General features: G+C 52.2%; 22 protein-coding genes. 11 read left to right on the top strand and 11 right to left on the bottom strand.

Translation table 11 applies throughout. The features are described from left to right. Nucleotides 1–12 precede the first annotated feature (12 nt). Nucleotides 13–474: an Lrp/AsnC family transcriptional regulator gene (locus AC2A1E_RS11325; RefSeq protein ID WP_248944693.1), complete on the bottom strand. Its 462-nt coding sequence runs from the start codon at nt 472–474 to the stop codon at nt 13–15. A 120-nt stretch (nt 475–594) separates the two neighbouring features. Between AC2A1E_RS11325 and AC2A1E_RS11330 the strand changes: the two genes are divergently transcribed. After that, the gene (locus AC2A1E_RS11330) at nt 595–1,635 is read left to right on the top strand and encodes a PLP-dependent cysteine synthase family protein (protein WP_484383828.1); all 1,041 of its coding nucleotides are present in this window, start codon (nt 595–597) and stop codon (nt 1,633–1,635) included. 179 nt (nt 1,636–1,814) lie between these two features. Here the strand turns inward: AC2A1E_RS11330 and cof are convergent, their stop codons facing one another. Beyond that, nucleotides 1,815–2,633 (bottom strand): HMP-PP phosphatase, encoded by an 819-nt coding sequence (cof, locus tag AC2A1E_RS11335; RefSeq protein WP_484383829.1) that lies wholly within the window; start codon nt 2,631–2,633, stop codon nt 1,815–1,817. 144 nt (nt 2,634–2,777) lie between these two features. Between cof and AC2A1E_RS11340 the strand changes: the two genes are divergently transcribed. Both AC2A1E_RS11340 and queC read left to right on the top strand, forming a co-directional pair. After that, nucleotides 2,778–4,487, top strand: coding sequence for an SgrR family transcriptional regulator (locus tag AC2A1E_RS11340; protein WP_484383830.1), 1,710 nt, complete (start codon nt 2,778–2,780; stop codon nt 4,485–4,487). A gap of 150 nt (nt 4,488–4,637) precedes the next feature. Continuing rightward, entirely contained in the window at nt 4,638–5,336 is a 699-nt protein-coding gene (queC, locus tag AC2A1E_RS11345) for a 7-cyano-7-deazaguanine synthase QueC (protein ID WP_484383831.1), read from the top strand. A gap of 54 nt (nt 5,337–5,390) precedes the next feature. Here the strand turns inward: queC and AC2A1E_RS11350 are convergent, their stop codons facing one another. From AC2A1E_RS11350 to bolA, 9 genes are all read right to left on the bottom strand, one after another. Beyond that, a complete protein-coding gene (locus AC2A1E_RS11350; RefSeq protein WP_484383832.1) occupies nt 5,391–5,804 on the bottom strand; it encodes a YbgC/FadM family acyl-CoA thioesterase in 414 nt (137 codons plus the stop codon). A gap of 168 nt (nt 5,805–5,972) precedes the next feature. After that, a complete protein-coding gene (locus AC2A1E_RS11355; protein ID WP_484383833.1) occupies nt 5,973–6,362 on the bottom strand; it encodes a ComEA family DNA-binding protein in 390 nt (129 codons plus the stop codon). A 138-nt stretch (nt 6,363–6,500) separates the two neighbouring features. Then, nucleotides 6,501–8,384 carry a peptidylprolyl isomerase gene (gene ppiD / locus AC2A1E_RS11360; RefSeq protein ID WP_484383834.1) on the bottom strand — a complete coding sequence of 628 codons (1,884 nt, stop codon included), beginning with the start codon at nt 8,382–8,384 and terminating at the stop codon, nt 6,501–6,503. Between the two features lie 167 nt (nt 8,385–8,551). After that, on the bottom strand, nt 8,552–8,824 hold the full coding sequence (hupB, locus tag AC2A1E_RS11365) for a nucleoid-associated protein HU-beta (protein ID WP_024913884.1): 273 nt from the start codon (nt 8,822–8,824) through the stop codon (nt 8,552–8,554). Nucleotides 8,825–9,039: 215 nt separating this feature from the next. Continuing rightward, entirely contained in the window at nt 9,040–11,394 is a 2,355-nt protein-coding gene (gene lon / locus AC2A1E_RS11370) for an endopeptidase La (RefSeq protein ID WP_459399633.1), read from the bottom strand. Nucleotides 11,395–11,589: 195 nt separating this feature from the next. Beyond that, nucleotides 11,590–12,861: an ATP-dependent protease ATP-binding subunit ClpX gene (gene clpX / locus AC2A1E_RS11375; RefSeq protein WP_484383835.1), complete on the bottom strand. Its 1,272-nt coding sequence runs from the start codon at nt 12,859–12,861 to the stop codon at nt 11,590–11,592. 150 nt (nt 12,862–13,011) lie between these two features. Next, nucleotides 13,012–13,635 (bottom strand): ATP-dependent Clp endopeptidase proteolytic subunit ClpP, encoded by a 624-nt coding sequence (gene clpP, locus AC2A1E_RS11380; protein WP_021180167.1) that lies wholly within the window; start codon nt 13,633–13,635, stop codon nt 13,012–13,014. A 410-nt stretch (nt 13,636–14,045) separates the two neighbouring features. Beyond that, nucleotides 14,046–15,350 (bottom strand): trigger factor, encoded by a 1,305-nt coding sequence (tig, locus tag AC2A1E_RS11385; protein ID WP_484383836.1) that lies wholly within the window; start codon nt 15,348–15,350, stop codon nt 14,046–14,048. A gap of 364 nt (nt 15,351–15,714) precedes the next feature. Further along, a complete protein-coding gene (bolA, locus tag AC2A1E_RS11390; protein ID WP_484383837.1) occupies nt 15,715–16,029 on the bottom strand; it encodes a transcriptional regulator BolA in 315 nt (104 codons plus the stop codon). Nucleotides 16,030–16,357: 328 nt separating this feature from the next. On the opposite strand from bolA, the gene AC2A1E_RS11395 reads away from it, so the two are divergent. The 8 genes from AC2A1E_RS11395 (at nt 16,358) to AC2A1E_RS11430 (ending at nt 25,391) form a co-directional block, all read left to right on the top strand. Further along, nucleotides 16,358–16,936 carry a lipoprotein gene (locus AC2A1E_RS11395; protein ID WP_459399637.1) on the top strand — a complete coding sequence of 193 codons (579 nt, stop codon included), beginning with the start codon at nt 16,358–16,360 and terminating at the stop codon, nt 16,934–16,936. 53 nt (nt 16,937–16,989) lie between these two features. Beyond that, nucleotides 16,990–18,468, top strand: a complete 1,479-nt coding sequence (ampG, locus tag AC2A1E_RS11400) for a muropeptide MFS transporter AmpG (protein WP_484383838.1) — start codon at nt 16,990–16,992, stop codon at nt 18,466–18,468. Between the two features lie 441 nt (nt 18,469–18,909). Then, on the top strand, nt 18,910–19,863 hold the full coding sequence (cyoA, locus tag AC2A1E_RS11405) for a cytochrome o ubiquinol oxidase subunit II (RefSeq protein ID WP_484383839.1): 954 nt from the start codon (nt 18,910–18,912) through the stop codon (nt 19,861–19,863). A gap of 4 nt (nt 19,864–19,867) precedes the next feature. Then, a complete protein-coding gene (gene cyoB, locus AC2A1E_RS11410) occupies nt 19,868–21,859 on the top strand; it encodes a cytochrome o ubiquinol oxidase subunit I (RefSeq protein WP_484383840.1) in 1,992 nt (663 codons plus the stop codon). Next, a complete protein-coding gene (locus AC2A1E_RS11415; protein WP_484383841.1) occupies nt 21,849–22,466 on the top strand; it encodes a cytochrome o ubiquinol oxidase subunit III in 618 nt (205 codons plus the stop codon). The genes cyoB and AC2A1E_RS11415 overlap by 11 nt, the downstream gene beginning before the upstream one ends. After that, nucleotides 22,463–22,801: a cytochrome o ubiquinol oxidase subunit IV gene (locus AC2A1E_RS11420; RefSeq protein WP_459399642.1), complete on the top strand. Its 339-nt coding sequence runs from the start codon at nt 22,463–22,465 to the stop codon at nt 22,799–22,801. Before AC2A1E_RS11415 ends, AC2A1E_RS11420 begins: the two co-directional genes overlap by 4 nt. A 12-nt stretch (nt 22,802–22,813) precedes the next feature. Continuing rightward, nucleotides 22,814–23,704, top strand: a complete 891-nt coding sequence (gene cyoE, locus AC2A1E_RS11425) for a heme o synthase (RefSeq protein WP_484383842.1) — start codon at nt 22,814–22,816, stop codon at nt 23,702–23,704. Nucleotides 23,705–24,026: 322 nt separating this feature from the next. Beyond that, nucleotides 24,027–25,391, top strand: coding sequence for an MFS transporter (locus AC2A1E_RS11430; RefSeq protein ID WP_484383843.1), 1,365 nt, complete (start codon nt 24,027–24,029; stop codon nt 25,389–25,391). The last annotated feature ends 19 nt before the right edge of the window (nt 25,392–25,410 follow it).

Here is a 25,410-nt window from a genome sequence, read left to right on the forward strand (position 1 = left end):
TTGGTGAACTTTTCACTCCGGCACCGGCAGTGCGGTGGTGTATTTGATTTTTTCCATCGCGAAGCTGGAAGTCACATCAATTAACCCCGGCACGCCGGTCACCAGGCGCTTGTAAAAGTTGTCATAGCTTTTCATGTCTGCCACTTCGACCTGCATCAGGTAATCGTATTCCCCCGCCATGCGGTAAAATGCCAGCACCTCTGGCATCTGCGCCGTCAGCTCAACAAACTTCTGATACCACTCGCTGCTGTGTTGCTGGGTTTTAATCAGGACAAACGCCGTCAGCCCAAGCCCGAGTTTTTCATTATCCAGCAGCGCAACGCGTGCGCGAATATAGCCCTCATCCTCCAGCCTTTTCAGCCGTTTCCAGCACGGGGTTGAAGTCAGGTTCACCGCTTCGGCCAGAACCTGTAGCGATTGCGTACAGTCTTGTTGCAGCATACACAGCAGTTTGCGGTCTGTTTTGTCCAACATAGCCCAATCCGGAGAAAATTTTTCTCCTATTAGGCGATTAAACAGGAAAAATGGCAATCCTTTTTTCCCAGTGAAACGCTATGCTACCCATCAATAAGCCCCCTATTCTGAGACCTGATCATGACAAATTCTTGGGTAAAATATGCTATCGGTGAAATAGAAGCGGATTTTCAGCGCTCCGCCGACACGCACTTGATACGCCTGAACCTGCCGGAGTTTCCCGGCATCTGCCTGTATCTGAAAGATGAAAGTACCCATCCCACCGGCAGCCTGAAACACCGTTTGGCACGTTCGTTGTTCCTTTACGGCCTGTGTAACAGCTGGATCAGCGAAAACACCCCCATTATTGAAGCCTCTTCCGGCAGTACCGCGGTATCGGAAGCCTACTTCGCCCGGCTGATCGGCCTACCGTTCATCGCCGTGATGCCTTCCTGTACCGCCCGCCGTAAAGTGGAGCAGATTGCGTTCTACGGTGGACGCAGCCATTTCGTCGATCATGCAGCGCAGATTTACGCTGTTTCAGAGGAGTTGGCAAAAGAGCTGAACGGCCATTATATGGATCAGTTCACCTTCGCCGAGCGTGCCACCGACTGGCGTGGTAACAACAATATTGCCGACAGCATTTTCCGCCAGATGGCGCGTGAACCTTACCCCATTCCCAAACATATTGTGATGAGCGCCGGTACCGGCGGCACCTCCGCTACGCTGGGGCGCTATATTCGTTACCAAGGGCACGATACGCAACTTACCGTGGTCGATCCGGAAAACTCGGTGTTCTACGACTGTTTCCACCATGGCGATCGCACCATCATTGGCAGCTGTGGCAGCCGTATCGAAGGCATTGGCCGCCCACGTGCCGAGCCCTCGTTCATCCCTTCGGTGATCGACAGCATGTTGCGGGTGCCGGATGCTGCCAGCGTGGCCACCATTCATTGGCTGGAAAAAGTATTGGGTCGCAAAGTCGGTGCCTCCACCGGAACCAACGTTTGGGGCGCACTGCAACTGGCAAAGCAAATGCGCGAAAAAGGCGAACAAGGGGCAATTGTCACTCTGCTGTGCGACAGCGGGGAACGCTATCTGGATACTTACTACAATCCTGAGTGGGTCAGCAATAATATCGGCGACCTGACGCCTTATTTAGCGCAACTGGCCAACCTTTAAGCGAAGAGAATAAAAAAGCCGGGTAGTCTACCCGGCTGGCTGTATACCCTAAATAATTCGAGTTGCAGGAAGACGGCAAGTTCGAGAATCCCCAGGAGCATAGATAACTATGTGACTGGGGTGAGCGAACGCAGCCAACGCACATGCAACTTGAAGTATGACGAGTATAAAAGGCTCCTTTATACGGGGGTATAGGGGGAGCGTGGTGAACGCAGCCAATGTTGCAAATAGTGAGCCACTGCCTGTTTTTCGCAGTGGCCGATAACCGGAAGGTCAGGAAGCAGCGACTTCAACTGTGGCAAAGCGTTACCCATCACCACGCCGTGCCCCACGCCAGCCAACATTTCTTTGTCGTTCATCGCATCGCCAAACGCCATACAGTCTGCCAGCGTCAGGCCCAGATACGCGCTTAGTTTTTCCAACGCGGTACCTTTGTTGCAGCCCAACGGCAGCACTTCAAGACATTCGTAAGCCGAGAAGCACAAATCAACACGCCCCGCAAAATGGGCGTGCAATTGCGCCTGCAATTCGATTAAGGCTTCATGGGGGCCGCAGAAACAGACTTTGCTGTTGCCTAACGCAGGTAAACGCCGCAAATCGGTCAGTTGGAAATGAAAACCGCTGAGATGATGAGCCGCCAACATCTCCGGCAGCGCCTGATCGGTCAGCCAGCCTTCATCGCGGAATACATGCGTGCTGGCTGGGGTCTGCCAGTGGGTCTGCAAAACCTCTTCGGCAACGTCGGCTGGCAAATCCGTGGCATGCAATTGCTGCCCCTGTTGGTCATAGACACGCGTGCCGTTGCCGGTAATGAGATACCCCTGCAAGCCAAGCTGCGACATGATCGGTTGCGCATCCAGATAATGTCGCCCGGTGGCAAAGGTCACCACCATGTTTCTGTCGATTAGCTGATTCAACGCGGCCAGCGTTTCCGGCCCAACCCGGTGATCGGGCGTCAGCAAAGTGCCATCCATATCGAAAGCAGCCAGACGATACATAAAAACCTCTCAAAGACTGTCAGGGGAGCACTATGATAATCGCAACAGTATGGGATGGTATTTACGGAAGTAATAGTGAACAATTCAGGAAAATACTTCCGGATTTATAATCAAGTTACGGCTTGAAAGATAAAGGATATTGCTATGCGCCTGGTTCATCGTCTCAGCCAGTATCAACGCCTGTACCAACAACTGGGTAGCGCACCGGTAAGCATTACCGTCGCGGAACTGGCGGCAATGTTTTATTGCAGCGAACGCCATGCGCGCACGCTGGTACAACAGCTGCAAGAACAGGGCTGGCTGAGTTGGCATTCTCAAGCCGGACGCGGTAAACGTGCGCAACTGCAATGCCTGAAAACGCCGGATGAATTGCGTGCCACCCATTTGCAACGCCTGTTGCAGATCGGCGATCATCAGGGTGCTCTGGAAATGGCGCAGCTTGCCCCCCAGCACTTGCAGGAACTGTTGAGCCCGCATCTGGGTGGTCAATGGCAGGAAGGCAGCCCTACGCTGCGTATCCCCTATTACCGCACGTTGGAAAAACTCGATCCACTCACGTTAAGCGGCCGGGCTGAGCAACATCTGGTCGCTACCCTGTATGCGGGTTTGACCCGCTTCAATACCGGTAGCCCACAGCCGCAGCCAGATTTGGCGCATCATTGGCAGATCAGTGAGGACGGCTTGCACTGGCAGTTCTTTCTGCGCAGCCAGTTGCGCTGGCATAACGGGGAGCCCCTGACCGGCCAGCAGTTGCTGCAAGCGCTGAGTAAGCTGCATAAGCACCCACGTAGCCAACCGTTATTGAGCAGTGTGGAAGCCATCGGCTTGCCACATGCGTTGTGTATTCAATTCGATCTGCATATGCCGGATTACTGGCTGGCACACCGGCTGGCAGAATTACCCTGTCTGATGACCCATCCAGAATACCCGATGATCGGCGCAGGGCCGTTCAAACTGGCCTTGAATGATCCGCAAATGGTGCGGTTGGAGCAGCACCCTTACTACCATCTGCAACACCCTTATCTGGAAAGCATCGAGTATTGGATCACGCCAGATTTACTCACCAGCGGTAATGACACCAGTTGCCAGCATCCGGTGCGGATCACCATCGGCCAACAGGAAGAATTGGCGCAGGCGCGGCCGGTACAACGCAGCATGAGCCTGGGCTGGTGCTACTTGGCTATCAACCAGCGGCGAGGGGGACTCAGCGAAGCCCAAGGGCAAAAGCTGTTAATGCTTATCCAACGCTCGGGGTTGCTGGCCAATCTGCCAATTCCCAACAGCGTAATCACCCCAAGCCATGAAATGCTGCCTGGATGGGCGATCCCCGCGCATCAGGTAGAAAAGGTCACGCTGCCCGCCAGGTTAACTCTGCTTTATCGCCCCCCGGTCGAGCTTGAAACGCTGACACAGGCTTTGCAACAGTTGCTGGCGGAACAAGGTTGTGAGTTAGAGATACATTATTGCCCCGATAAACGCTGGCAAAGCACCGAGCAACTGGCACAGGCCGATCTGTTGCTGGCAGATAACCTGATTGGTGAAGCACCGGAAGCCACGCTGGAAAGCTGGTTACGCCGTGATGTGCTCTGGCAAGGTATTCTGACCGAGGAGAACTGGCAGCACCAACAGCAGGTTTTGCGCCATATTCAGCAGTTTCCGAATCAGCAACAGCGCTACGACCTGTTGAAAACCTATTACCAGCAGTTGATGAAAGCAGCAATATTGACGCCGCTGTTTCATTATCAATATCAGGTCAGCGCACCACCTCGTATCCAGGGGGTAACCCTCACCGCTCATGGCTGGTTCGACTTTTGCCAGGCCTGGTTGCCACCACCATTGGCGGATAACGAGTGATAGCTTCGCTCTAGGGTAGCGACGCCCGATCTGCTACCATCACCACCGCATGTGTAATTCCCTCCTCTGTGATGCCAACTGCTCATGGAGGGGATAAACCAGCCGCCCGAATGTGCATCGGGAATGGCTCCTCTACAGAAGGTTGATTCTATGAAACGCGCAGTCGTCGTTTTCAGCGGTGGACAAGACTCCACGACCTGCTTAATTCAGGCATTGCAACAGTATGATGAAGTTCACTGCATTACATTCGATTACGGCCAGCGTCATCGTGCTGAAATCGAGATTGCCAAGGGCTTAGCTCAACGATTGGGCGCTAAAGCACACAAAGTGCTGGATGTGGGATTACTTAATGAGCTGGCGATCAGCAGCCTGACTCGCGATAGCATTCCGGTTCCCGCCTTCGACAGCCCGCAGGATGACGAGTTACCCAGCACCTTTGTGCCAGGGCGTAACATTCTGTTCCTGACCTTGGCGGCGATTTATGCCTATCAGGTGGAAGCTGAAGCCATAATAACCGGGGTGTGTGAGACCGACTTCTCCGGTTATCCAGACTGCCGTGACGAGTTCGTTAAAGCGCTGAATCATGCTGTGGTATTGGGTATCGCACGCGATATCCGCTTTGAAACGCCATTGATGTGGCTCAACAAGGCCGAAACCTGGGCACTGGCCGATTACTACCAGCAGTTGGAACTTGTCCGCCGGGATACCCTCACCTGCTACAACGGCGTGCAAGGTGACGGTTGCGGTGAGTGTGCGGCTTGCCATCTGCGAGCTAACGGCTTGCATCAATATCTTCAGGATAAAACCACAGTCATGGCTAGCTTGAAACAGAAAACCGGGCTGGTTTAACGCGGTTTGGTGGGCGGCAGGTTGGCCGCCCACTCAATGTGATGGATCACAACCTCAAGACTGCATATCTTTCTGCTGCAACGCCATCAAATGCTCGCGTAGTTCTCCTTCGATCGGCAATGCTTTTTGGGTTTTCAGATCGACACAGACAAACGTCAGTGTTGCATCTGCTACCGGTGTCCCTTCAGGCTCCAGCGTCACCTGCTGGCTCAATACTCCGCTCTTACCGTTCAGTTGCTGCATTTGGCTGTCGATGCGCAGCTTGTCACCCAGCACCGCCGGTTTGCGGTAATTGATATTGATGTTCACCACGATGAACGCGATATTGTTTTGCGTCATCCAGTGAAACGCATCCAGATTTTCCAACCATTCCCAACGCGCTTCCTCCAGGAACTCCAGATAGCGGGCATTGTTAACATGCTGATAAAAATCAAGATGGTAACCACGAACTTTAATATAGGTGTGCATAGTGAAATGACCGCTCCTGCCTCTGGTGATCATAGGTGAAAACGGGCGCATCGCGCCCTAGCCAGTTCGAATTTATCCTCATCATCAGCGATGAAACTGGTACGACCTGTAGAATGTAGCAGAGGAAAGCGGCTGCCTGCACACTTTGCCACGCAGCCGCGACCGGGATCACATTTTCAGCCGAGCACGATTCTTTTCCAATAACGTTGGCCCGATTCCTGGTACCTCCTGTAGTTGTTCAATCTGAGTAAAGGGGCCGTTCTGTTCACGGTACCGCACGATAGCCTCTGCTTTTTTCATCCCAACGCCATTCAATATGCTGGCAAGTTCTTCAGCATCCGCTTCGTTGATATTGACCGTTGCCTCGCCTTCGGAGGGCGTTTCAACGGCAGCCTGCCGCTCGACTTTGGGTGGACTCTGAATCACCGGTTGCGGCTCTGGTGGCGTTTTCTCTGCGGCGATTGCCGAGGCCCCAGTCAGGCTGAACAACGCCGCCGCCAACAGGAACTTTACGGAATGAGAAAAACGGATAATCGCTTTATTTTCGCTGAGTTGCATGCTGTATCCTCCTTATGTTTAACAGCGAGGCTACCTTGCCGCAGCGGCAAATATTCAGCAAATGGCAGATGTTAAATGTGGAAAAGGCCGCGAAAGCGGCCTTTGTGAATTACATTCTGTTGCAGAGAAATGCGGCGCTTATTGAGGTTGTTGCTCTGCCGCACCCATGGTGATTTTAGCTTCTTTACGCAGATTAGACAGCAGTGAATCGAGGGCAATACCCACCGCGTTCTCTTCCATTTTGCTGACGAAGGTCTTCATTTCATCTGCCGGTAAAGTTCCAGGCCGCACCGTATCCAACGCGATCAGTACTACGTTGTCTTGGCGATCCTGCGACATGCCATAAACTGATTTGCCATCCTGCGGATGAGGCAATGAGAATACGGTTTCCAGCAGTTGACGCTCTTCTGAATTGCGCGTCATTTTCTGCACGCTGCCAAAGCTCAGGCCTGCCGCTTTCATCGCGTCATCACCTTTACCCTGCTTCAGTTCAACCAACAGCTTCTCGCCTTGCAGTTTCGCTTCCTGCAACGCCTTATTGCGCTTCACCATCTCAGTAACGCGATCTTTCACCTTGTCGAACGGCTCAATGCCTTCTGGCTGGTGGCCGGTGACGCGGATAACAAACGCACGGTCACCGTCTACGGTGATCACATCTGAGTTACTGCCAGGAGCGCCATTCTCACCGATCAATGAACCGTCGAAAATTGACTGTACAACCGGTTTGAAATTCAGCGCTGCCGGGATATTGTCACGGGTAAACCAGTCGGTTTGCACAGCCTTGGCACCGGCGGCTTCTTCCGCAGAGGCCAGAGACTCGTTATCGCTAGTCGCGGCTTCACTCACCTTCTGCTGCAATGCATAGTAGGCATCAACCGCTTTTTCCTGCTTCACCTGCTTGGTGATGGCATCATGCACTTCACTTAATGGTTTCACTACTGCCGGTTTGATGTCGTTCAAACGGACAATCAGGTAACCTACGGAAGATTTCACCACGCCAGACAGTTGGCCTTTCTCGGTCAGATTGGCCTGCTTCAGTTCGTCAGCGGTAGTTTCCGGCTCAAGCCAGCCCAGCACCCCGCCGTCACGGCGTGAGATAATGTCGGTAGACTTCTCTTTTGCCAGCGTGGCAAAGTCCGCGCCTTTTTTCAGCTCATCCAGAACCGCCTTGGCATCCGCTTCGGTTTTCAGCTGGATCACGCTGTAATTTCTACGCTCCGGCTGGCCGTAATTGCTCTGATGCTGGTCGTAATAGGCACTGATATCCGCCTCGCTGACGGTAACTTTATCTTGCAGCGCCGTCGCATCCAGCGCGATAAAGCTCACCTTCACCTTCTCTGGCGCGATAAAGCTGTTCTTGTTCTGCTCATAATACGCTTTCAGCTCATCGTCTGTGACGGTCTGCTTGGCCTGCAATGCTTTCAGGTCGATCGTCGCCAAGCGCACATCACGCTCTTGCAACATCAGCGCTGACATGGCTTGAGACTCGGAAGGCAGCACAAAGCCGGAACCGCCAAAGCCCTGGAGCATCTGCTGGTTAATCAGCTGCTGACGCATGGATTGCGCATAGTTGTCGGCGCTGTACCCCATACGGCTAATCAGATCGAGATATTTGGCGTTATCGAACTGGCCATCAGTCTGGAAATAAGGCGCCTTGCGGATGGCGTCTTTCACCTGCTCGTCACTCACGTTCAGGCCTAACTTTTTGGCATACTGATCGAGCAGCATGTTGTCAATCAACTGTGACAGCACCTGTTGGCGCATCTGCTGCATGTAACCTTCGTTGCCCGCCAATGCGGAAAACTGGTCACCCAACTGCTGCTGCATACGACTGCGTTCACTCTGGAAAGCCTGCTCCAGTTGAGCACGCTCGATCGTCTGCCCATTGACTTTCGCTGCATAATCGCCGGAACCACCGGTCAGGTAGCCGCCCACCCCTGTCAGAACAAATGACAAAATGATCAGGCCCAGGATGATTTTTAGCACGATGTTGTTAGCAGCCGCGCGTAAATTGTCCATCATAGTGTGACAACACTCCGCTGTGATATGGATTAAAAACCCTTGTGCAGGCGCGTTCCCTGCGACAAAAATAAAAAAGCGCATCAATCTGATGCGCCTTGTATCTTACCTCACCAGCACCGCTGCGTCAGGTGATTGTTTATGTGTTGCTATTCGTTTAGACGCGGTAATCAGTTTACGGCGTCTTTCAACGCTTTCCCTGCACGGAATGCCGGAACTTTGGCTGCCGCAATTTTGATTTCTTTACCGGTTTGCGGGTTACGGCCGGTACGAGCTGAACGCTCACGCACGGTGAAAGAACCGAAACCAACCAGAGCTACATCATCCCCTTCTTTCAAGGATTCGGTAACGGATGCAATAATTGCATCTAAAGCACGCCCGGCTGCCGCTTTAGAAATATCAGCGCCTGCGGCAATTTTGTCGATCAGTTGTGACTTATTCACTCTATCATCCCCTCTAGAATTCAAACGTCGCACCGGAAAATCCCTACGGCTGCGACAGCGCAGCTGTTATATCAATCCTGTCGAGCCTTGGCAAGCCGCCAAACAGCAGCGATACGTGGCACGACAGGGATCTAACTTAGCGGCACAAAAAAATACTGGCAAGTCCGAAATGGCTTGCCAGCATAAGTTTTCTCAGTGGTTTTTGCGATCCATCACTATTTTACTGCGACAGGCAGTGCGCCGAAGGCCGGGTTCTGCAATGCGATGTTCAAAACTTCATCAATTTTCTGCACCGGATGAATCTCCAGATCAGCAATGACGTTATCCGGAATCTCCTCCAGATCGCGCTTATTCTCGTAAGGAATCAGCACGGTTTTGATACCGCCACGGTGTGCCGCCAGCAGCTTCTCTTTCAGGCCGCCAATCGGCAATACCTGACCACGCAGCGTGATCTCACCGGTCATCGCCACATCGGCACGCACCGGGTTGCCGGTCAGGCAGGACACCAGAGCGGTACACATGGCAATACCTGCGCTTGGGCCATCTTTCGGCGTTGCCCCTTCAGGAACGTGCACGTGGATGTCGCGTTTTTCATAGAAATCCGCGTTAATGCCCAGTTTCTCGGCACGCGCACGCACCACGGTCAATGCAGCCTGGATCGACTCCTGCATCACTTCACCCAGAGAACCGGTGTAGGTCAGCTTGCCCTTGCCCGGCACACAGGCGGTTTCAATGGTCAGCAGATCGCCGCCCACTTCCGTCCATGCCAGACCGGTCACCTGACCCACGCGGTTTTCCGTATCGGCACGCCCGTAGTCGACACGCTGAACGCCCAGGTAATCTTTCAGATTATCGCCATTAATCTCAATGTGCTTGAGCGTTTTATCCATCAACAGCGATTTCACCGCTTTACGACACAGCTTGGAGATTTCACGCTCCAGGCTACGCACCCCAGCCTCACGGGTGTAATAACGGATAATGCCGGTAATGGCACTATCATCAACCGTCAGTTCGCCTTTCTTCAGCGCGTTACGCTCAAGCTGCTTCGGCAACAGGTGCTGTTTGGCAATGTTCAGTTTTTCGTCTTCGGTATAACCGGAAAGACGGATCACTTCCATACGGTCCAGCAGCGGTGCCGGAATGTTCATCGAGTTAGAAGTCGCAACGAACATCACGTCAGACAGATCGTAATCCACTTCCAGATAGTGATCGTTAAACGCCACGTTCTGTTCTGGATCCAGCACTTCCAGCAGTGCAGAAGCCGGATCGCCACGCATGTCGGATGACATCTTGTCGATCTCATCCAGCAGGAACAGCGGGTTTTTCACCCCAACCTTGGCCATTTTCTGGATCAGCTTACCCGGCATGGAGCCAATGTAAGTCCGACGGTGACCGCGGATTTCCGCTTCGTCACGCACGCCACCCAACGCCATACGCACATATTGGCGGCCGGTGGCACGGGCGATCGACTGCCCTAACGAGGTTTTACCGACTCCCGGAGGCCCAACCAGGCACAGAATCGGGCCTTTGATTTTGCTGACGCGGCTCTGTACTGCGAGGTACTCAAGGATACGATCTTTGACACGCTCCAGGCCGTAGTGATCGGTATCGAGCACTTCCTGCGCCTTGACCAGGTCTTTTTTCACCTTGCTACGCGCATTCCACGGTACCTGCAACATCCAATCGATGTAACCACGCACCACGGTGGCTTCCGCTGACATCGGCGACATCATTTTCAGCTTTTGCAGTTCCGCTTCGGTCTTCTCGCGCGCTTCTTTCGGCATTTTTGCCGCTTCGATCTTACGCTTCAGCGCTTCATGCTCGTCTGGCGTATCATCCATTTCGCCCAATTCTTTCTGAATGGCCTTCATCTGCTCATTCAGATAGTACTCGCGCTGGCTTTTTTCCATCTGCTTCTTGACGCGGTTACGGATGCGCTTCTCAACCTGCAACAGGTCGATCTCCGACTCCATCATCGCCATCAGGTATTCAAGACGTTCGGTAATGTCGAACATCTCCAACACCGACTGCTTGTCGCTGAGCTTCAGCGGCATATGCGCAGCAATGGTATCCGCCAGGCGTGCAGCATCGTCGATGCTGTTCAATGACGTCAGCACCTCCGGTGGAATTTTTTTATTCAGCTTGATGTAACCTTCAAACTGATTGATTGCGGTACGCACCAGAACTTCTTGCTCACGCTCATCGATCGCGGGTGATTCAAGGTATTCGGCCTTGGCGGCAAAGTGCTCACCGCTGTCAGAAAGCGTAGTGATGCGCGCACGCTGCAAGCCTTCGACCAGCACTTTCACCGTGCCGTCCGGCAGCTTCAGCATCTGCAAAATCGACGCTACGGTACCGACAGAGAATAAATCGTTAATGCCAGGTTCATCCGTTGAGGCCTCTTTCTGTGCCACCAGCATGATCTTTTTATCGTGATCCATTGCGGCTTCGAGGCACCGAATCGATTTTTCCCGGCCAACAAATAACGGGATCACCATGTGCGGATAAACCACCACGTCGCGCAATGGCAGAACGGGGATTTCAATGCGTTCGGAACGCTCAGGGTTCATAGAGCTCTCTCTTAGTTTAATTTCCGCCAGGTTGAGGGGGAATCTCATGAGACGCCAGCATCAAACGTTTCACAAAATCTGGATTATGAGTATATGGGGATGAATCTCTTACATTCAACGGCAAGAATGTATGGAAAAAGAAATGGGGGATAAAATCCCCCATTTTGCTAATAACCTTCTGGTTTGGCTGGCTAATTATTCGCCAGATGCCTGTGCTTCCGGTTTACCGTAAATCAGCAACGGCTTGGAATTGCCGGAGATCACCGACTCGTCGATCACCACTTTGTCCACGCTCTCCAACGAAGGCAGGTCATACATGGTATCCAGCAGTGCACCTTCAACTATCGAACGCAGGCCACGAGCCCCGGTTTTACGCGTCATGGCTTTCTTGGCAATGGCGTTCAGCGCTTCATCGCGGAACTCCAGTTCCACACCTTCCAGATTGAACAACGCCTGATACTGTTTCGTCAGGGCATTTTTCGGCTCTTTCAGGATCTGGATCAGCGCCTCTTCGCTCAGTTCGCTCAGCGTTGCAACCACTGGCAGACGGCCGATAAATTCCGGGATCAAACCAAATTTAATCAAATCTTCCGGTTCAGCCTGCAACAACAGTTCGCCTTCGGTCGCTTTTTCAGATTCACCCTTAACGGTGGCACCAAAGCCAATACCGGTACCGGTATTCACCCGCTGGCCGATCACTTTATCCAAGCCAGCAAAGGCCCCACCACAGATAAACAGGATCTTGGAGGTATCAACCTGCAAGAATTCCTGCTGCGGATGCTTACGCCCACCCTGCGGCGGCACAGCGGCAATGGTGCCTTCGATCAGCTTCAACAGTGCCTGCTGCACACCTTCCCCCGAGACATCGCGAGTGATGGAAGGGTTGTCTGACTTGCGGGAAATCTTATCGATTTCATCAATGTAGACAATGCCACGCTGGGCTTTCTGCACGTCATAGTCACATTTCTGCAACAGTTTCTGGATAATATTCTCCACGTCCTCACCCACATAACCGGCTTCGGTCAGTGTGGTGGCATCGGCCATGGTGAAAGGCACATCCAGAAGGCGCGCCAGGGTTTCTGCCAGCAGGGTTTTACCGCTACCGGTCGGGCCAATCAGCAGAATATTACTTTTGCCTAATTCGATGCCGTTACTGCTATCACCATTGCGCAAGCGCTTATAATGGTTGTACACCGCCACCGCCAAGACTTTCTTCGCCTGTTCCTGACCAATGACATAATCGTCCAGATGATGGCGGATTTCGTGCGGCGTTGGCAATGAGTTGCGCTCGCGATGCGGGGCAACTTCTTTAATCTCTTCGCGAATAATGTCGTTACACAGATCAACACATTCATCGCAGATATACACTGACGGCCCGGCAATCAGCTTACGCACTTCATGCTGGCTTTTGCCGCAGAAAGAGCAGTACAGCAACTTTCCTGAACCGTCTTTGCGCTTATCTGTCATGAGTAAAACCTCTTATTTTGTCTTTGTCCCGCAGGAATTTACGGCGGCAGTGCACCCAAACTTTATACCGGGAACGCCGATAATACTGTTCAGAGCGAGCGTAGCTCACTCTGAATACTATAGTCTATCAGCTCGCACTTATATTTCGCCCTAGCTGCGGTGCGTCAGAATACTGTCTACCAGACCGTATTCTACCGATTCTTCTGCGGTCATAAAGCGATCGCGCTCGGTATCGCGTTCAATCTGCTCCAGCGATTGGCCGGTATGCTGCGCCATCAGCTCATTCATGCGAGCTTTCACCTTGAGGATTTCGCGCGCATGGATTTCGATATCCGTCGCCTGCCCCTGATAACCGCCCAGCGGCTGGTGAATCATCACGCGTGAATTCGGCAGGCAGAAACGCTTGCCTTTGGTACCTGCGGTCAACAGGAATGAACCCATTGAACATGCCTGGCCCATACAGATCGTGCTAACGTCCGGTTTGATAAACTGCATGGTGTCATAAATTGACATGCCAGCAGTGATCACGCCACCCGGTGAGTTGATATACAGGAAAATGTCTTTTTCCGGGCTTTCTGCTTCGAGGAACAACATCTGCGCCACGATCAGATTAGCCATATGGTCTTCTACCTGACCGGTCAGGAAGATAATACGCTCTTTCAGCAGGCGGGAATAAATATCGTAAGAACGCTCCCCGCGTGAAGTCTGCTCTACCACCATTGGCACCAGAGCCATGTTAGGTGCAAATTGATCTCGTTCGCCACTGTATGACATTACCGTCTCCTAATAGAAATTGCCTTGGCGCCATTGTCTGTCGATTCTACTTGAGAACGCTCACCATGACTACGTTCAAGCTGACGACAGGCTCCACGCTAACCTGACGGCGTGATCATCAAAACAGCCCATGCTGTTGTAGAAGTTGGGGCCACAGACAGAATTTCAAGCCCGGTGAACTATTTTCACCGGCATCCCTGTGTGGCAAGGCTACGACGACAAGCTTTCCGCCACCATCTGCAACCCATAACAAAATAAATATAGTGCATATTGCCACAGTGAACTTGAGATTAATCAGTCACGTGGCAAAAGAAAAGCCCGTAACCGGAGTTACGGGCTTTTCACAACGTAGGGTGCCAACACGCTAGCACCATAGGCACAACAGGTTGCGCCCCTACGTTCAACCGGCATTACGCCTGTTGAGGCTGGTTCATCAGTTCGCTGAAAGTGGTGGTTTTTTCAGACACTTTCGCTTTTGCCAGCAGAGCTTCAACCGCTTGTTCTTCCAGAGCCACGTTACGCATGTTGTTCATCAGCTCTTTGTTTTTGCTGTAAAACTCGATAACTTCGCTTGGATCTTCGTAGGCAGAGGCCATTTCTTCGATCAGGGCTTTCACACGATCTTCGTCAGCTTTCAGCTCGTTGGTGCTGATCACTTCGCCCAACAGCAGGCCGACAACAACGCGACGCTTAGCCTGCTCTTCGAACAGTTCACGTGGCAGTTCCAGCGCTTGCTTCTCGTTACCGCCGAAACGCTGTGCAGCCTGACGACGCAGAACGTCGATTTCGCCATCGATCAGCGCAGCAGGTACGTCGATTTCGTTAGCGCTGACCAAGCCGTCAATAGCCTGAGTCTTGATGCGGTTACGCACGGCGCCTTTCAGTTCGCGTTCCATGTTTTTACGCACTTCAGCACGCAGACCTGCGATAGAACCATCAGCCACGCCGAAACGTTTGATGAATTCTTCAGTCAATTCTGGCAGTTCGCGCTCTTCAACTTTCTTCAGCACGATAGCAAACTTGGCCGCTTTACCTTTCAGGTTTTCTGCGTGGTAATCTTCTGGGAAGTTAACGTCGATGGTGAACTCTTCGCCCGCTTTGTGCCCAACCAGACCCTCTTCAAAGCCTGGGATCATACGACCCTGACCCATCGCCAGCACGAAATCAGACGCTTTACCGCCTTCAAACTCTTCGCCATCGATAGAACCAGAGAAATCAACGGTCACACGATCTTCAGCAGCCACTGCACGATCGGTCTCTTTCCAGGTTGCCTGCTGCTTGCGCAGGGTGTCCAGCATGGTGTCAACATCAGCATCGTTAACATCAACCACTGGCTTCTCAACTTCGATGTTTTCCAGGCCTTTCAGCTCAACTTCTGGATACACTTCGAACTCAACCGTGAAAGCGAAATCTTCGCCTTCTTTATAATCGCCCGGTACATAGTTTGGTGCACCAGCCGGGTTAATTTTTTCTTTGATGATGGCGTCAACAAAGTTGCGCTGCATCAGTTCGCCCAGCACATCCTGACGAACTGAAGCACCATAACGCTGTTCAACGATGTTCATCGGCACTTTGCCTTTACGGAAACCGTCGATACGCACGCTTTTCGCTGCGTTGATCAGCTCTTTCTTCACCGCTTGCTTGATAACATCAGCGGGTACAGTAATAGAGAGACGGCGCCCAAGGCCTTGAGTGGTTTCTACTGAAACTTGCATCTTGTTACCTCAAAAAAATCACAGTGCTCGGTCAACTCCGTTCCAAGAACCAGGACGGCTACATTACAGAACCGAGTTCCCTGATGTCAGAAGTGCCCGAAACCATTCCGGAAAAATAAGACGCGACATTATAGCGGCGCATGCGTAGCGAGTCGAGGATGGCAAGGCGGTACTGGTGCGTTAAAAATCACACTTTTGCCGGTTTTTCGCCAAAATAGCGTCGAACCAAGACCATCGGAACTGCATTCCACATCGGCTTTGTCGTCATCAAAAACAGCAACGGCCCGCAGGCCGTCGCAAAATTCGTCAGTAGTAATACCTTAAATAGTGGGGAAAGTTCCACTGATACCGTAAATTTTAGCCATCACGCCTCTGTCCCTGCACCACGACAAGGCGGTGAAGCCGGTACCGTATCCTGCAGCTCTTCCCACTCTTTGAGGGTATAAGTATGTAATGCCAGCGCATGTACGCCGTCCGCCAACTCCTGCGCTAGCACGGCATAAATAGAACGATGGCGCGTCAGAAAGCGCTCGCCGACAAAACGATCGCTGACAATGACAACTTTGAAATGGCTCTCTGAACCCGCCGGAACATGATGGTTATGGCTTTCATTAACCACATCCAGATGCGCGGGCTCAAATGCCGCCCTTAATTTTGTTTCTATCTGCTCGCGAATCATAGATTCTCCTTACAACACTGGCACTATTTACCTGCCCATCCAATTCAATATTAGCCGCTTCTACTCCCGCCAGACTCTTCACTGGCGTAAATTTATCTGCCCTCAACTGAGAAAAATGCCAACATAATGTAGCGCTTGGAGTTTATCTGATTGAGCTGGACGAAAAAGCATGTTTTTATCAACGCCGGGTAAAAATTTATCACTCGGCCACGTTCAACGCTTCCCCCTGTTGGCGACGATGCTATGATGTCGGCAATTTGTTGTTGACTCTAGCGCTTTGATTACTAAGCGCCCATAAACTAATAACCACGATTGATGAGACAGTCATATGTTAAAAAAACTTTTTCTTCCACTGCTGGCTGCATTGATGCTTGCCGGTTGTGCCGCTAGCACCAATACGCTGAACGTGACCCCAAAGATCGTTCTTCCTCAACAGGATCCGACTCTGCAAGGCATCACTATCAGCATCAATGGGGCCGATCAGCGTCAAGACCAGGCGCTGGCTAAAGTGAACCGTGATGGCCAGTTAATTACCCTGCTGCCTTCACGCGATCTGCGCTTCCTATTACAGGAAGTGCTGGAAAAACAAATGGGCGCACGCGGCTATATGATTGGCCCAGCTGGCGCGGTAGATCTGCAGATCGTCGTAAACAATCTGTTTGCTGACGTCTCCGAAGGCAACCTGCGTTACAACATCACCACCAAAGCGGATATATCCATCATTGCTCAGGCGAAGAACGGCAGCAAACAGGTGAAAAACTATCGCTCTACCTATAACGTACAGGGTGCCTTCACCGCAACGAACGAAAAAATCACTAATGCGGTTAACACCGTGCTGGGCGATGTCATTGCCGATATGGCACAGGACACCAGCGTCAACGAATTTATCAAGCAAAACGCACGTTAATCCGTTAATGCCTTGTGCTGCCTGGTTTTTCGGGCAGCGCAAACAAGGACCTCATGTCTAAACAGTATCTGAATATTTTTACTCAGCGTAACTCCATTATGCTGCTAGTGCTGGGCTTTGCCTCAGGGCTGCCACTGGCATTGACTTCCGGTACACTGCAAGCCTGGATGACCGTCGAAAATATCGATCTGAAAACCATCGGGATCTTCTCGCTGGTGGGTCAGGCCTACGTCTTCAAATTCCTGTGGTCACCGTTTATGGATCGCTACACCCCGTCATTTCTCGGGCGGCGGCGTGGCTGGCTGTTAATCAGCCAATTGCTGCTGGTGGTAGCGATTGTCGCTATGGGGTTTATGAACCCAACGCAACATTTATGGTGGCTGGCCGCACTGGCGGTGGTGGTCGCGTTTTGCTCTGCCTCGCAGGATATTGTTTTTGATGCCTATAAAACGGATCTGCTGTCGGCGGAAGAACGCGGTGCCGGTGCGGCAGTTTCGGTACTGGGTTACCGCTTGGCGATGCTGGTTTCCGGCGGTTTGGCTCTGTGGTTGGCCGATCGTTACCTCGGTTGGCAGGCTACTTATTGGCTGATGGCCGGGTTGATGCTGATCGGCGTCGCCGCAACCCTGATGGCGCCAGAACCGGACAACAGTATTCCTGCACCACGCACCATGGAGCAGGCGGTAGTAGCACCGCTGCGAGATTTCTTCGCCCGCAATAACGCCTGGCTGATCCTGCTGCTGATCGTGATGTACAAATTGGGTGATGCCTTTGCGGGTAGCCTGAGCACCACTTTCCTGATCCGTGGCGTGGGGTTTGATGCCGGGGAAGTTGGGCTGGTAAACAAGACGCTTGGGTTGTTTGCAACTATAGTCGGTGCGCTGTTTGGCGGCGTATTGATGCAGCGCCTGACGCTGTTCCGCGCTCTGATGCTGTTCGGTATTTTGCAGGCGGTTTCCAATATCGGCTACTGGCTATTGGCGGTTACCGATAAAAATATCATCACCATGGGCAGCGCTATTTTCCTGGAAAACCTGTGCGGTGGCATGGGCACTGCGGCGTTTGTCGCCCTGCTGATGACCCTGTGTAACAAATCTTTTTCCGCTACCCAATTTGCCTTGCTCTCGGCGCTTTCAGCCGTCGGGCGTGTCTATGTCGGCCCGATCGCTGGCTGGTTTGTCGAGGCTCACGGCTGGCCGCTGTTCTATCTGTTCTCCATTGTCGCGGCCCTGCCTGGTTTGCTGCTGTTGGCCATTTGTCGCCAAACGCTGGAATACACTCAGCAGACCGGCAATTTCATGCCACGCACCGAGTTCCAACAAAGCTATCGTTGGGCGCGACGCCTGCTAGCTACGGGTTGTTCGCTGCTCGCTCTGTGGTTGCTTTTGCTGATTACCAACGCGCTTGATTGGACGCAGTGGACAAATCTTGCCGTCCAGATACTGCAAACGGGAGCCCTTCTGAGTCTAGTGGGTATTGTGATGGGTAGCGCTCTCGACTATCTGGCTCTACGCCGCACACGGTTAGTCTGATTTTTTGTCGGCCAGTCGAAACGCTGGCCGACAAAAATGCATCAGAGAAATGAATTTATTTCGTTGAAAAAATAATATTGACGCGGAAATTATTTTTTACCCGAGTGCCTTACTCGGAAATAAAAATAAATTCACTTTTAAAAAACAATTATTTTACATTAAATATACTTTTCACTCATATTTGAAAGCGGAGGATTTACCAATATCCTCCAGCATACCGTTGGTTTTCCTTGAAATACCGCCTGCCCGGCACGATTCAGCCCGCCAACACATTGTTGCCATTAGTAAATTGTCACCTGACGTTACATGTGTGACCCCCTTAACAGAAAGGGTCAACAAGACACTGACACTCCCTTAAGCATGTTTACAGTACTGCAACCTTCCCGTAAAATGCCCGCACACATGAAACGACGATAGTGCCTTTGTAATTGGGGTCGTTAGATGAGACTTAAGAAATACAATAAAAGTATTGGGATGCTGTCATTAATTGCAGCCACGGTAATGCTCAGTGGTTGTGATATGGTTTTGATGAATCCCAAAGGAGCAATAGGTGTTGAACAACGGACACTGATCCTTACTGCAATCGGCTTGATGTTGATCGTGGTAGTTCCAGTGATCTTCATGGCGTTCGCTTTTGCCTGGAAGTTCCGTGCCTCCAACAAAGAGGCCAAGTACACACCCAATTGGTCACACTCCAACAAGATTGAAGCGGTCGTCTGGACCATTCCAATCATTATCATCGCCATCCTTGGCACCATTACCTGGAAAACCACCCACGCACTGGACCCATTCAAGCCAATTGTCACTGACAAAAAGCCAATGACCATTGAAGTGGTGTCGTTAGACTGGAAATGGCTGTTCATCTATCCAGAGCAAGGTATCGCGACCGTTAATGAACTGGCGTTCCCGAAAGATGTTCCCGTCGAATTTAAAGTCACCTCCAACTCGGTAATGAACTCGTTCTTTATTCCTCAGTTAGGTGGGCAGATTTATGCGATGGCCGGGATGCAGACCAAACTGCACCTGATTGGCAACGAAGCGGGTGAATACAAAGGTATTTCCAGCAGCTACAGTGGCCACGGGTTCTCAGGTATGAAGTTCACCGCAATTGTCACACCAACCGAAGGCGACTTCGATCAGTGGGTGGCCAAGGTGAAGCAATCGCCTAATACCCTTAATGCCACCAGCGATTTTAACAAACTGGCAGAGCCGAGTGAAAACAACCCGGTTGAGTACTTCTCCAGTGTCAGACCGAATTTGTTCAAAGAGACTATTGGCAAATTCATGGGTGACATGCACATGCATAAAGGCGCAGAAACTTCCGCGCATGAAGGCATGGTCATGAGCCAGGGTATGGACATGGGCGAACATGCTCACGCCGGAGCTGAGGAATAATCTGATGTTGGGAAAATTAACACTTGATGCGGTTCCGATTCACGAACCGATCGTCATGGTCACCGTTGCTGCAATTCTCGTTGGAGGCCTGGCACTGCTGGCGCTGATAACGTATTTCGGCAAATGGAAGTGGCTGTGGAGCGAATGGCTGACCTCTGTCGACCATAAAAAAATCGGTATCATGTACATCATCGTCGCAATGGTGATGCTGGTGCGTGGTTTTGCCGATGCCATTATGATGCGTGGTCAACAGGCTCTCGCGTCTGCCGGTGAGGCCGGATTCCTGCCGCCGCACCACTATGACCAGATCTTTACCGCTCACGGCGTAATCATGATTTTCTTCATGGCTATGCCTTTCGTGGTAGGCCTGATGAACATTGCCGTGCCGTTGCAGATCGGTGCACGTGACGTTGCCTTCCCGTTCCTGAACTCCCTGAGTTTCTGGTTCTTCGTGGTAGGCGTTGTGCTGATCAACGTCTCTCTGGGGGTGGGTGAGTTCGCCCAGACCGGCTGGTTGGCGTATCCACCGCTTTCAGGTAAGGAATACAACCCTGGTGTCGGTGTCGATTACTGGATCTGGAGTCTACAGATATCCGGTCTGGGTACCCTGCTGACCGGCGTGAACTTCTTCGCGACTATTCTGAAGATGCGTGCCCCTGGTATGCCTCTGATGAAGATGCCGGTGTTCACCTGGGCAGCGCTGTGTACCAACATTCTGATCATTGTTTCATTCCCAATTCTGACCGTCACCATCGCGTTGCTGACCCTGGATCGCTATCTGGGCACCCATTTCTTTACCAATGATATGGGCGGCAACATGATGATGTACATCAACCTGATTTGGGCCTGGGGTCACCCAGAGGTGTATATCCTGGTTCTGCCGGTGTTCGGTGTGTTCTCCGAAGTGACCGCAACCTTCTCAAGGAAGCGTCTGTTCGGCTATACCTCTCTGGTATGGGCAACCATCGCGATCACCGTTCTGTCGTTCATCGTCTGGCTGCACCACTTCTTTACCATGGGGTCCGGCGCTAACGTTAACGCCTTCTTTGGTATCGCCACCATGATCATTTCCATCCCGACCGGGGTGAAAATCTTCAACTGGCTGTTCACCATGTATCAGGGCCGTATCCAGTTCAACTCTGCGATGCTGTGGACCGTTGGCTTCATCATCACCTTCTCCATCGGTGGGATGACCGGCGTACTGCTGGCAGTACCAGGGGCAAACTTCGTGCTGCACAACAGCCTGTTCCTGATTGCCCACTTCCATAACGTGATTATCGGTGGTGTGGTATTTGGTTGCTTCGCTGGCCTGACCTACTGGTTCCCTAAAGCCTTCGGTTTTACGCTGAATGAAAAATGGGGTATCCGTGCATTCTGGTTCTGGATCATCGGCTTCTTCGTTGCCTTCATGCCGCTGTATGCCCTGGGCTTTATGGGGATGACCCGCCGCCTCAGCCAGAATATCAACCCAGAGTTCCACACGCTGTTGCTGGTTGCTGCCAGTGGTGCCGCGCTGATTGCCTGTGGCGTGCTGTGTCAGGTGATTCAGATCCTGGTCAGTGTGCGCGATCGCGAGAAAAACCGTGATCTGACCGGTGACCCATGGGGTGCCCGTACGCTGGAGTGGTCAACATCTTCCCCTCCTCCGTTCTATAACTTCGCTGTTGTACCAGAGATTCACGATCGTGATGCTTTCTGGGACATGAAAGAGAAAGGTGAAGCGTACAAGAAGCCAGCGCAATACGCGCCAATTCATATGCCGAGGAATACCGGTGCCGGTGTGATTATTGCTGGCTTCAGCTTGGTATTTGGTTTCGCGATGATCTGGGATATCTGGTGGATGGCGATCGCTGGCTTTGTCGGCATGATCGTTACCTGGATTGCCAAGAGCTTCGATGAAGATGTTGATTACTATGTACCGGTTGATGAGATCGAGCGCATTGAAAATCAACGCTATGAACAAATCAGCAAAGCAGGCGTGAAACATGTCAACTGATATCCTGACTAAGCATAACGCAGCCCATGTAGAACATGGGCACCACGATGCAGGCGAGACTAAAGTCTTCGGATTCTGGATCTACCTGATGAGCGACTGTATTTTGTTTGCGAGCTTGTTCGCAACTTATGCAGTCTTGGTGAACGGGACCGCTGGCGGTCCCTCAGGCAAGGACATCTTCGATCTGAAGTTGGTCCTGGTCGAAACCTTCCTGCTGCTGTTCAGCTCCATCACCTACGGAATGGCGATGATCGGCATGAACAAAGGCCTGGCTGGCAACGTCAACAAATGGCTGATGCTGACCTTCGTGTTCGGCCTCGCGTTCGTGGCGATCGAAATCTATGAGTTCCATCACCTGATTGCTGAAGGTTTTGGTCCCGATCGCAGTGCGTTCCTGTCCAGCTATTTTGCACTGGTCGGCACCCACGGTCTGCACGTGAGTGCTGGTCTGGTCTGGCTTATCGTGTTGATGATTCAGGTCAGCAAACGCGGCCTGAATCCAACCAATAAAACCCGTCTAATGTGCTTGAGCCTGTTCTGGCACTTCCTGGACGTGGTCTGGATCTGCGTATTTACCGTTGTCTACCTGCTGGGGGTTATGCCATGAGCCATCCATCCCATGAAACCTCTCACGGTGGCGCAAGCCACGGCAGCGTGAAGTCATATCTGACCGGCTTTATTTTGTCGATCATTCTGACGGTAATTCCATTTGCGATGGTAATGAGTGGCACCGCTTCTCACTCCACCATCCTGGCGGTCGTGGTCGGTATGGCAGTTATCCAGGTGATTGTTCACCTGGTTTACTTCCTCCACATGAACACCTCATCGGAAGAGCGCTGGAACCTGGTGGCATTACTGTTCACCATTATGATCATCGGTATTGTTGTTGTGGGTTCACTCTGGATTATGTACAACCTCAACCTCAATATGATGGTCGATTAAGAGCCGTACGCGATGATTAAGCAATACCTGCAAGTCACTAAACCAGGAATTATTTTCGGCAATTTAATTTCTGTCGTTGGGGGGTTCCTGCTTGCTTCCAAAGGGAGCATCAACTACCCCCTGTTTCTCGCCACCCTGTTGGGTGTCTCGTTGGTGGTCGCCTCGGGTTGTGTATTTAACAACTTCATCGACCGTGACATCGACAAGAAAATGGAGAGAACGAAGAATCGGGTGCTGGTAAGGGGCCTGATCGCGCCGAGTGTGACCCTGGTTTACGCTACCCTGTTGGGTATTGCTGGTTTTGCACTGTTGTATATCGCCGCGAACCCGCTGGCCATGTGGCTGGCAGTAATGGGTTTTGTGGTTTATGTCGGCGTTTATAGCCTGTACATGAAACGCCACTCGGTATACGGCACGCTAATCGGCAGCCTGTCGGGCGCGGCTCCACCCGTGATCGGTTATTGTGCCGTCACCAACGAGTTTGACGCTGGAGCGTTGATCCTGCTGGCGATCTTTAGCCTGTGGCAGATGCCGCATTCTTATGCGATTGCCATCTTCCGCTTTAAGGATTATCAAGCAGCCAACATTCCGGTTCTGCCAGTGGTGAAGGGTATTTCTGTCGCTAAAAATCATATTACGGTCTACATTCTGGCGTTTATGATCGCGACATTGATGCTGACTCTGGGCGGTTACGCTGGCTACAAATACCTGATCGTCGCAGCGGCGGTGAGCGTCTGGTGGCTAGGTATGGCACTGCGTGGTTACAAAACCGAAAATGACAGCGTCTGGGCACGCAAACTGTTTGTGTTCTCGATTGTTGCCATTACTTCGCTGAGCGTGATGATGTCTATCGACTTCAGCGTAGGAGCTTCACCGGAGACGTTGTTAAGCTACGCCTGGTAAAGCCAGTAATCTGTGAATGGGCCGCTGAGCGGCCCATTTTATTTGTCTCGCAGAAAAACCAATTATACCCAAAGTAATTGGAGTTGCAGCTAGGCGGCAAGGGTGTGAGCCCCCATGAGCTTACTCCAGTAAGTGATTGGGCGAATATCCGCAGCCAACAACGCTGCTGCTTCAAGTAATAAGGGTATCGCTGTAATATCTGTTAAACAACATTCAATTTACCCCCCTTACCCCACACACTAAAATGACGCAGCTTGCCAGAAGCTATTCCATCAGGCTTTAATCTTCCCAGCCTGACGGAATAGGTTTTATTGAGGTCACGATGAACGACAATGTAATGACGCCCCAAGAGCGCCGCGCGACATGGGGATTGGGAACCGTTTTCTCGCTGCGCATGCTCGGCATGTTTATGGTACTGCCGGTTCTCACCACCTATGGCATGGCGCTGAACGGTGCCAGTGAAGCCTTGATAGGTATCGCGATCGGTATCTATGGTTTGGCGCAGGCCGTTTTTCAGATCCCGTTCGGGCTGGTTTCCGATCGCATCGGGCGTAAACCGCTGATCGTCGGCGGCCTGCTGACTTTTGCCTTTGGTAGCGTGATCGCCGCCGTCAGCGATTCCATCTGGGGGATCATTCTTGGCCGCGCCTTGCAGGGATCCGGGGCGATTGCCGCCGCGGTGATGGCGCTACTGTCGGATTTGACTCGTGAGCAGAACCGCACCAAGGCGATGGCATTTATCGGCGTCAGTTTCGGCATTACCTTCGCCATTGCGATGGTGGTTGGCCCGATCGTTACCCATGCCTTCGGCCTGCATGCGCTGTTCTGGATGATTGCCGTGTTGGCATTGGCAGGGATCGTGATTACGCTGACGGTGGTCCCTTCCGCCGACGATCACGTGCTGAACCGCGAATCGAGTATCGTGCGTGGCAGTTTCAGTAAGGTGTTGAGCAATTCGCGTCTGCTGAAACTCAACTTCGGCATCATGTGCCTGCACATCCTGTTGATGTCGAGCTTCGTTGCCCTGCCGCTAGCCATGCAACACGCCGGGCTGGCCGCCAGCGATCACTGGAAAGTGTATCTGGTCACCATGTTGGTTTCCTTTGCCGCCGTAGTGCCCTTCATTATTTATGCAGAAAAATATCGCCGCATGAAGCAAGTTTTCATGGGCTGCGTAGCGGTGCTATTTTGTGCCGAAGTGCTGCTGTGGTTTGCCGGGCAACACCTGTGGGGCATCATTGCCGGCGTGCAGTTGTTCTTCATGGCATTTAACGTGATGGAAGCGATTCTGCCTTCGTTGATCAGCAAAGAATCTCCTGCGGGTTATAAAGGCACAGCAATGGGGGTTTACTCCACCAGCCAGTTTATCGGCGTCGCCATCGGCGGTAGCCTCGGGGGTTGGTTGTATGGGGTACAGGGTGCAGGGTTGGTGTTTATCGCCGGAGCGGTGATTGCCGCCATCTGGTTTGTGGTCAGCAGCACCATGAAGGAACCACCGTACGTCAGCAGCCTGCGTATCACACTCTCTGAGCTGGCGGTGAAGGATTCAGCACTGCAAAGCCGCCTGATGGCCCAACCGGGCGTAGCAGAAGCCGTTGTGGTGCCAGAAGAACGCAGTGCCTATGTGAAGGTTGATACCAAACAGACCAATCGTGGCCAATTAGAAGCGCTGGTCAACGCACTATAGAATAACCAGGGCCGCTTAA

The organism is Serratia sp. HNCC26DJ206, from assembly GCF_057180605.1.

What these genes read in the sequence shown, in the direction of transcription:
- AC2A1E_RS11340 (WP_484383830.1), top strand. Translation starts at nt 2,778, where the DNA reads ATGCGCCTGGTTCATCGTCTCAGCCAGTATCAACGCCTGTACCAACAA.
- clpX (WP_484383835.1), bottom strand. Translation starts at nt 12,861, where the DNA reads ATGACAGATAAGCGCAAAGACGGTTCAGGAAAGTTGCTGTACTGCTCT.
- AC2A1E_RS11355 (WP_484383833.1), bottom strand. Translation starts at nt 6,362, where the DNA reads ATGCAACTCAGCGAAAATAAAGCGATTATCCGTTTTTCTCATTCCGTA.
- ampG (WP_484383838.1), top strand. Translation starts at nt 16,990, where the DNA reads ATGTCTAAACAGTATCTGAATATTTTTACTCAGCGTAACTCCATTATG.
- AC2A1E_RS11330 (WP_484383828.1), top strand. Translation starts at nt 595, where the DNA reads ATGACAAATTCTTGGGTAAAATATGCTATCGGTGAAATAGAAGCGGAT.
- tig (WP_484383836.1), bottom strand. Translation starts at nt 15,350, where the DNA reads ATGCAAGTTTCAGTAGAAACCACTCAAGGCCTTGGGCGCCGTCTCTCT.
- clpP (WP_021180167.1), bottom strand. Translation starts at nt 13,635, where the DNA reads ATGTCATACAGTGGCGAACGAGATCAATTTGCACCTAACATGGCTCTG.
- AC2A1E_RS11395 (WP_459399637.1), top strand. Translation starts at nt 16,358, where the DNA reads ATGTTAAAAAAACTTTTTCTTCCACTGCTGGCTGCATTGATGCTTGCC.
- AC2A1E_RS11415 (WP_484383841.1), top strand. Translation starts at nt 21,849, where the DNA reads ATGTCAACTGATATCCTGACTAAGCATAACGCAGCCCATGTAGAACAT.
- cyoA (WP_484383839.1), top strand. Translation starts at nt 18,910, where the DNA reads ATGAGACTTAAGAAATACAATAAAAGTATTGGGATGCTGTCATTAATT.
- cyoE (WP_484383842.1), top strand. Translation starts at nt 22,814, where the DNA reads ATGATTAAGCAATACCTGCAAGTCACTAAACCAGGAATTATTTTCGGC.
- AC2A1E_RS11325 (WP_248944693.1), bottom strand. Translation starts at nt 474, where the DNA reads ATGTTGGACAAAACAGACCGCAAACTGCTGTGTATGCTGCAACAAGAC.
- cof (WP_484383829.1), bottom strand. Translation starts at nt 2,633, where the DNA reads ATGTATCGTCTGGCTGCTTTCGATATGGATGGCACTTTGCTGACGCCC.
- cyoB (WP_484383840.1), top strand. Translation starts at nt 19,868, where the DNA reads ATGTTGGGAAAATTAACACTTGATGCGGTTCCGATTCACGAACCGATC.
- AC2A1E_RS11350 (WP_484383832.1), bottom strand. Translation starts at nt 5,804, where the DNA reads ATGCACACCTATATTAAAGTTCGTGGTTACCATCTTGATTTTTATCAG.
- AC2A1E_RS11430 (WP_484383843.1), top strand. Translation starts at nt 24,027, where the DNA reads ATGAACGACAATGTAATGACGCCCCAAGAGCGCCGCGCGACATGGGGA.
- bolA (WP_484383837.1), bottom strand. Translation starts at nt 16,029, where the DNA reads ATGATTCGCGAGCAGATAGAAACAAAATTAAGGGCGGCATTTGAGCCC.
- AC2A1E_RS11420 (WP_459399642.1), top strand. Translation starts at nt 22,463, where the DNA reads ATGAGCCATCCATCCCATGAAACCTCTCACGGTGGCGCAAGCCACGGC.
- queC (WP_484383831.1), top strand. Translation starts at nt 4,638, where the DNA reads ATGAAACGCGCAGTCGTCGTTTTCAGCGGTGGACAAGACTCCACGACC.
- ppiD (WP_484383834.1), bottom strand. Translation starts at nt 8,384, where the DNA reads ATGATGGACAATTTACGCGCGGCTGCTAACAACATCGTGCTAAAAATC.
- lon (WP_459399633.1), bottom strand. Translation starts at nt 11,394, where the DNA reads ATGAACCCTGAGCGTTCCGAACGCATTGAAATCCCCGTTCTGCCATTG.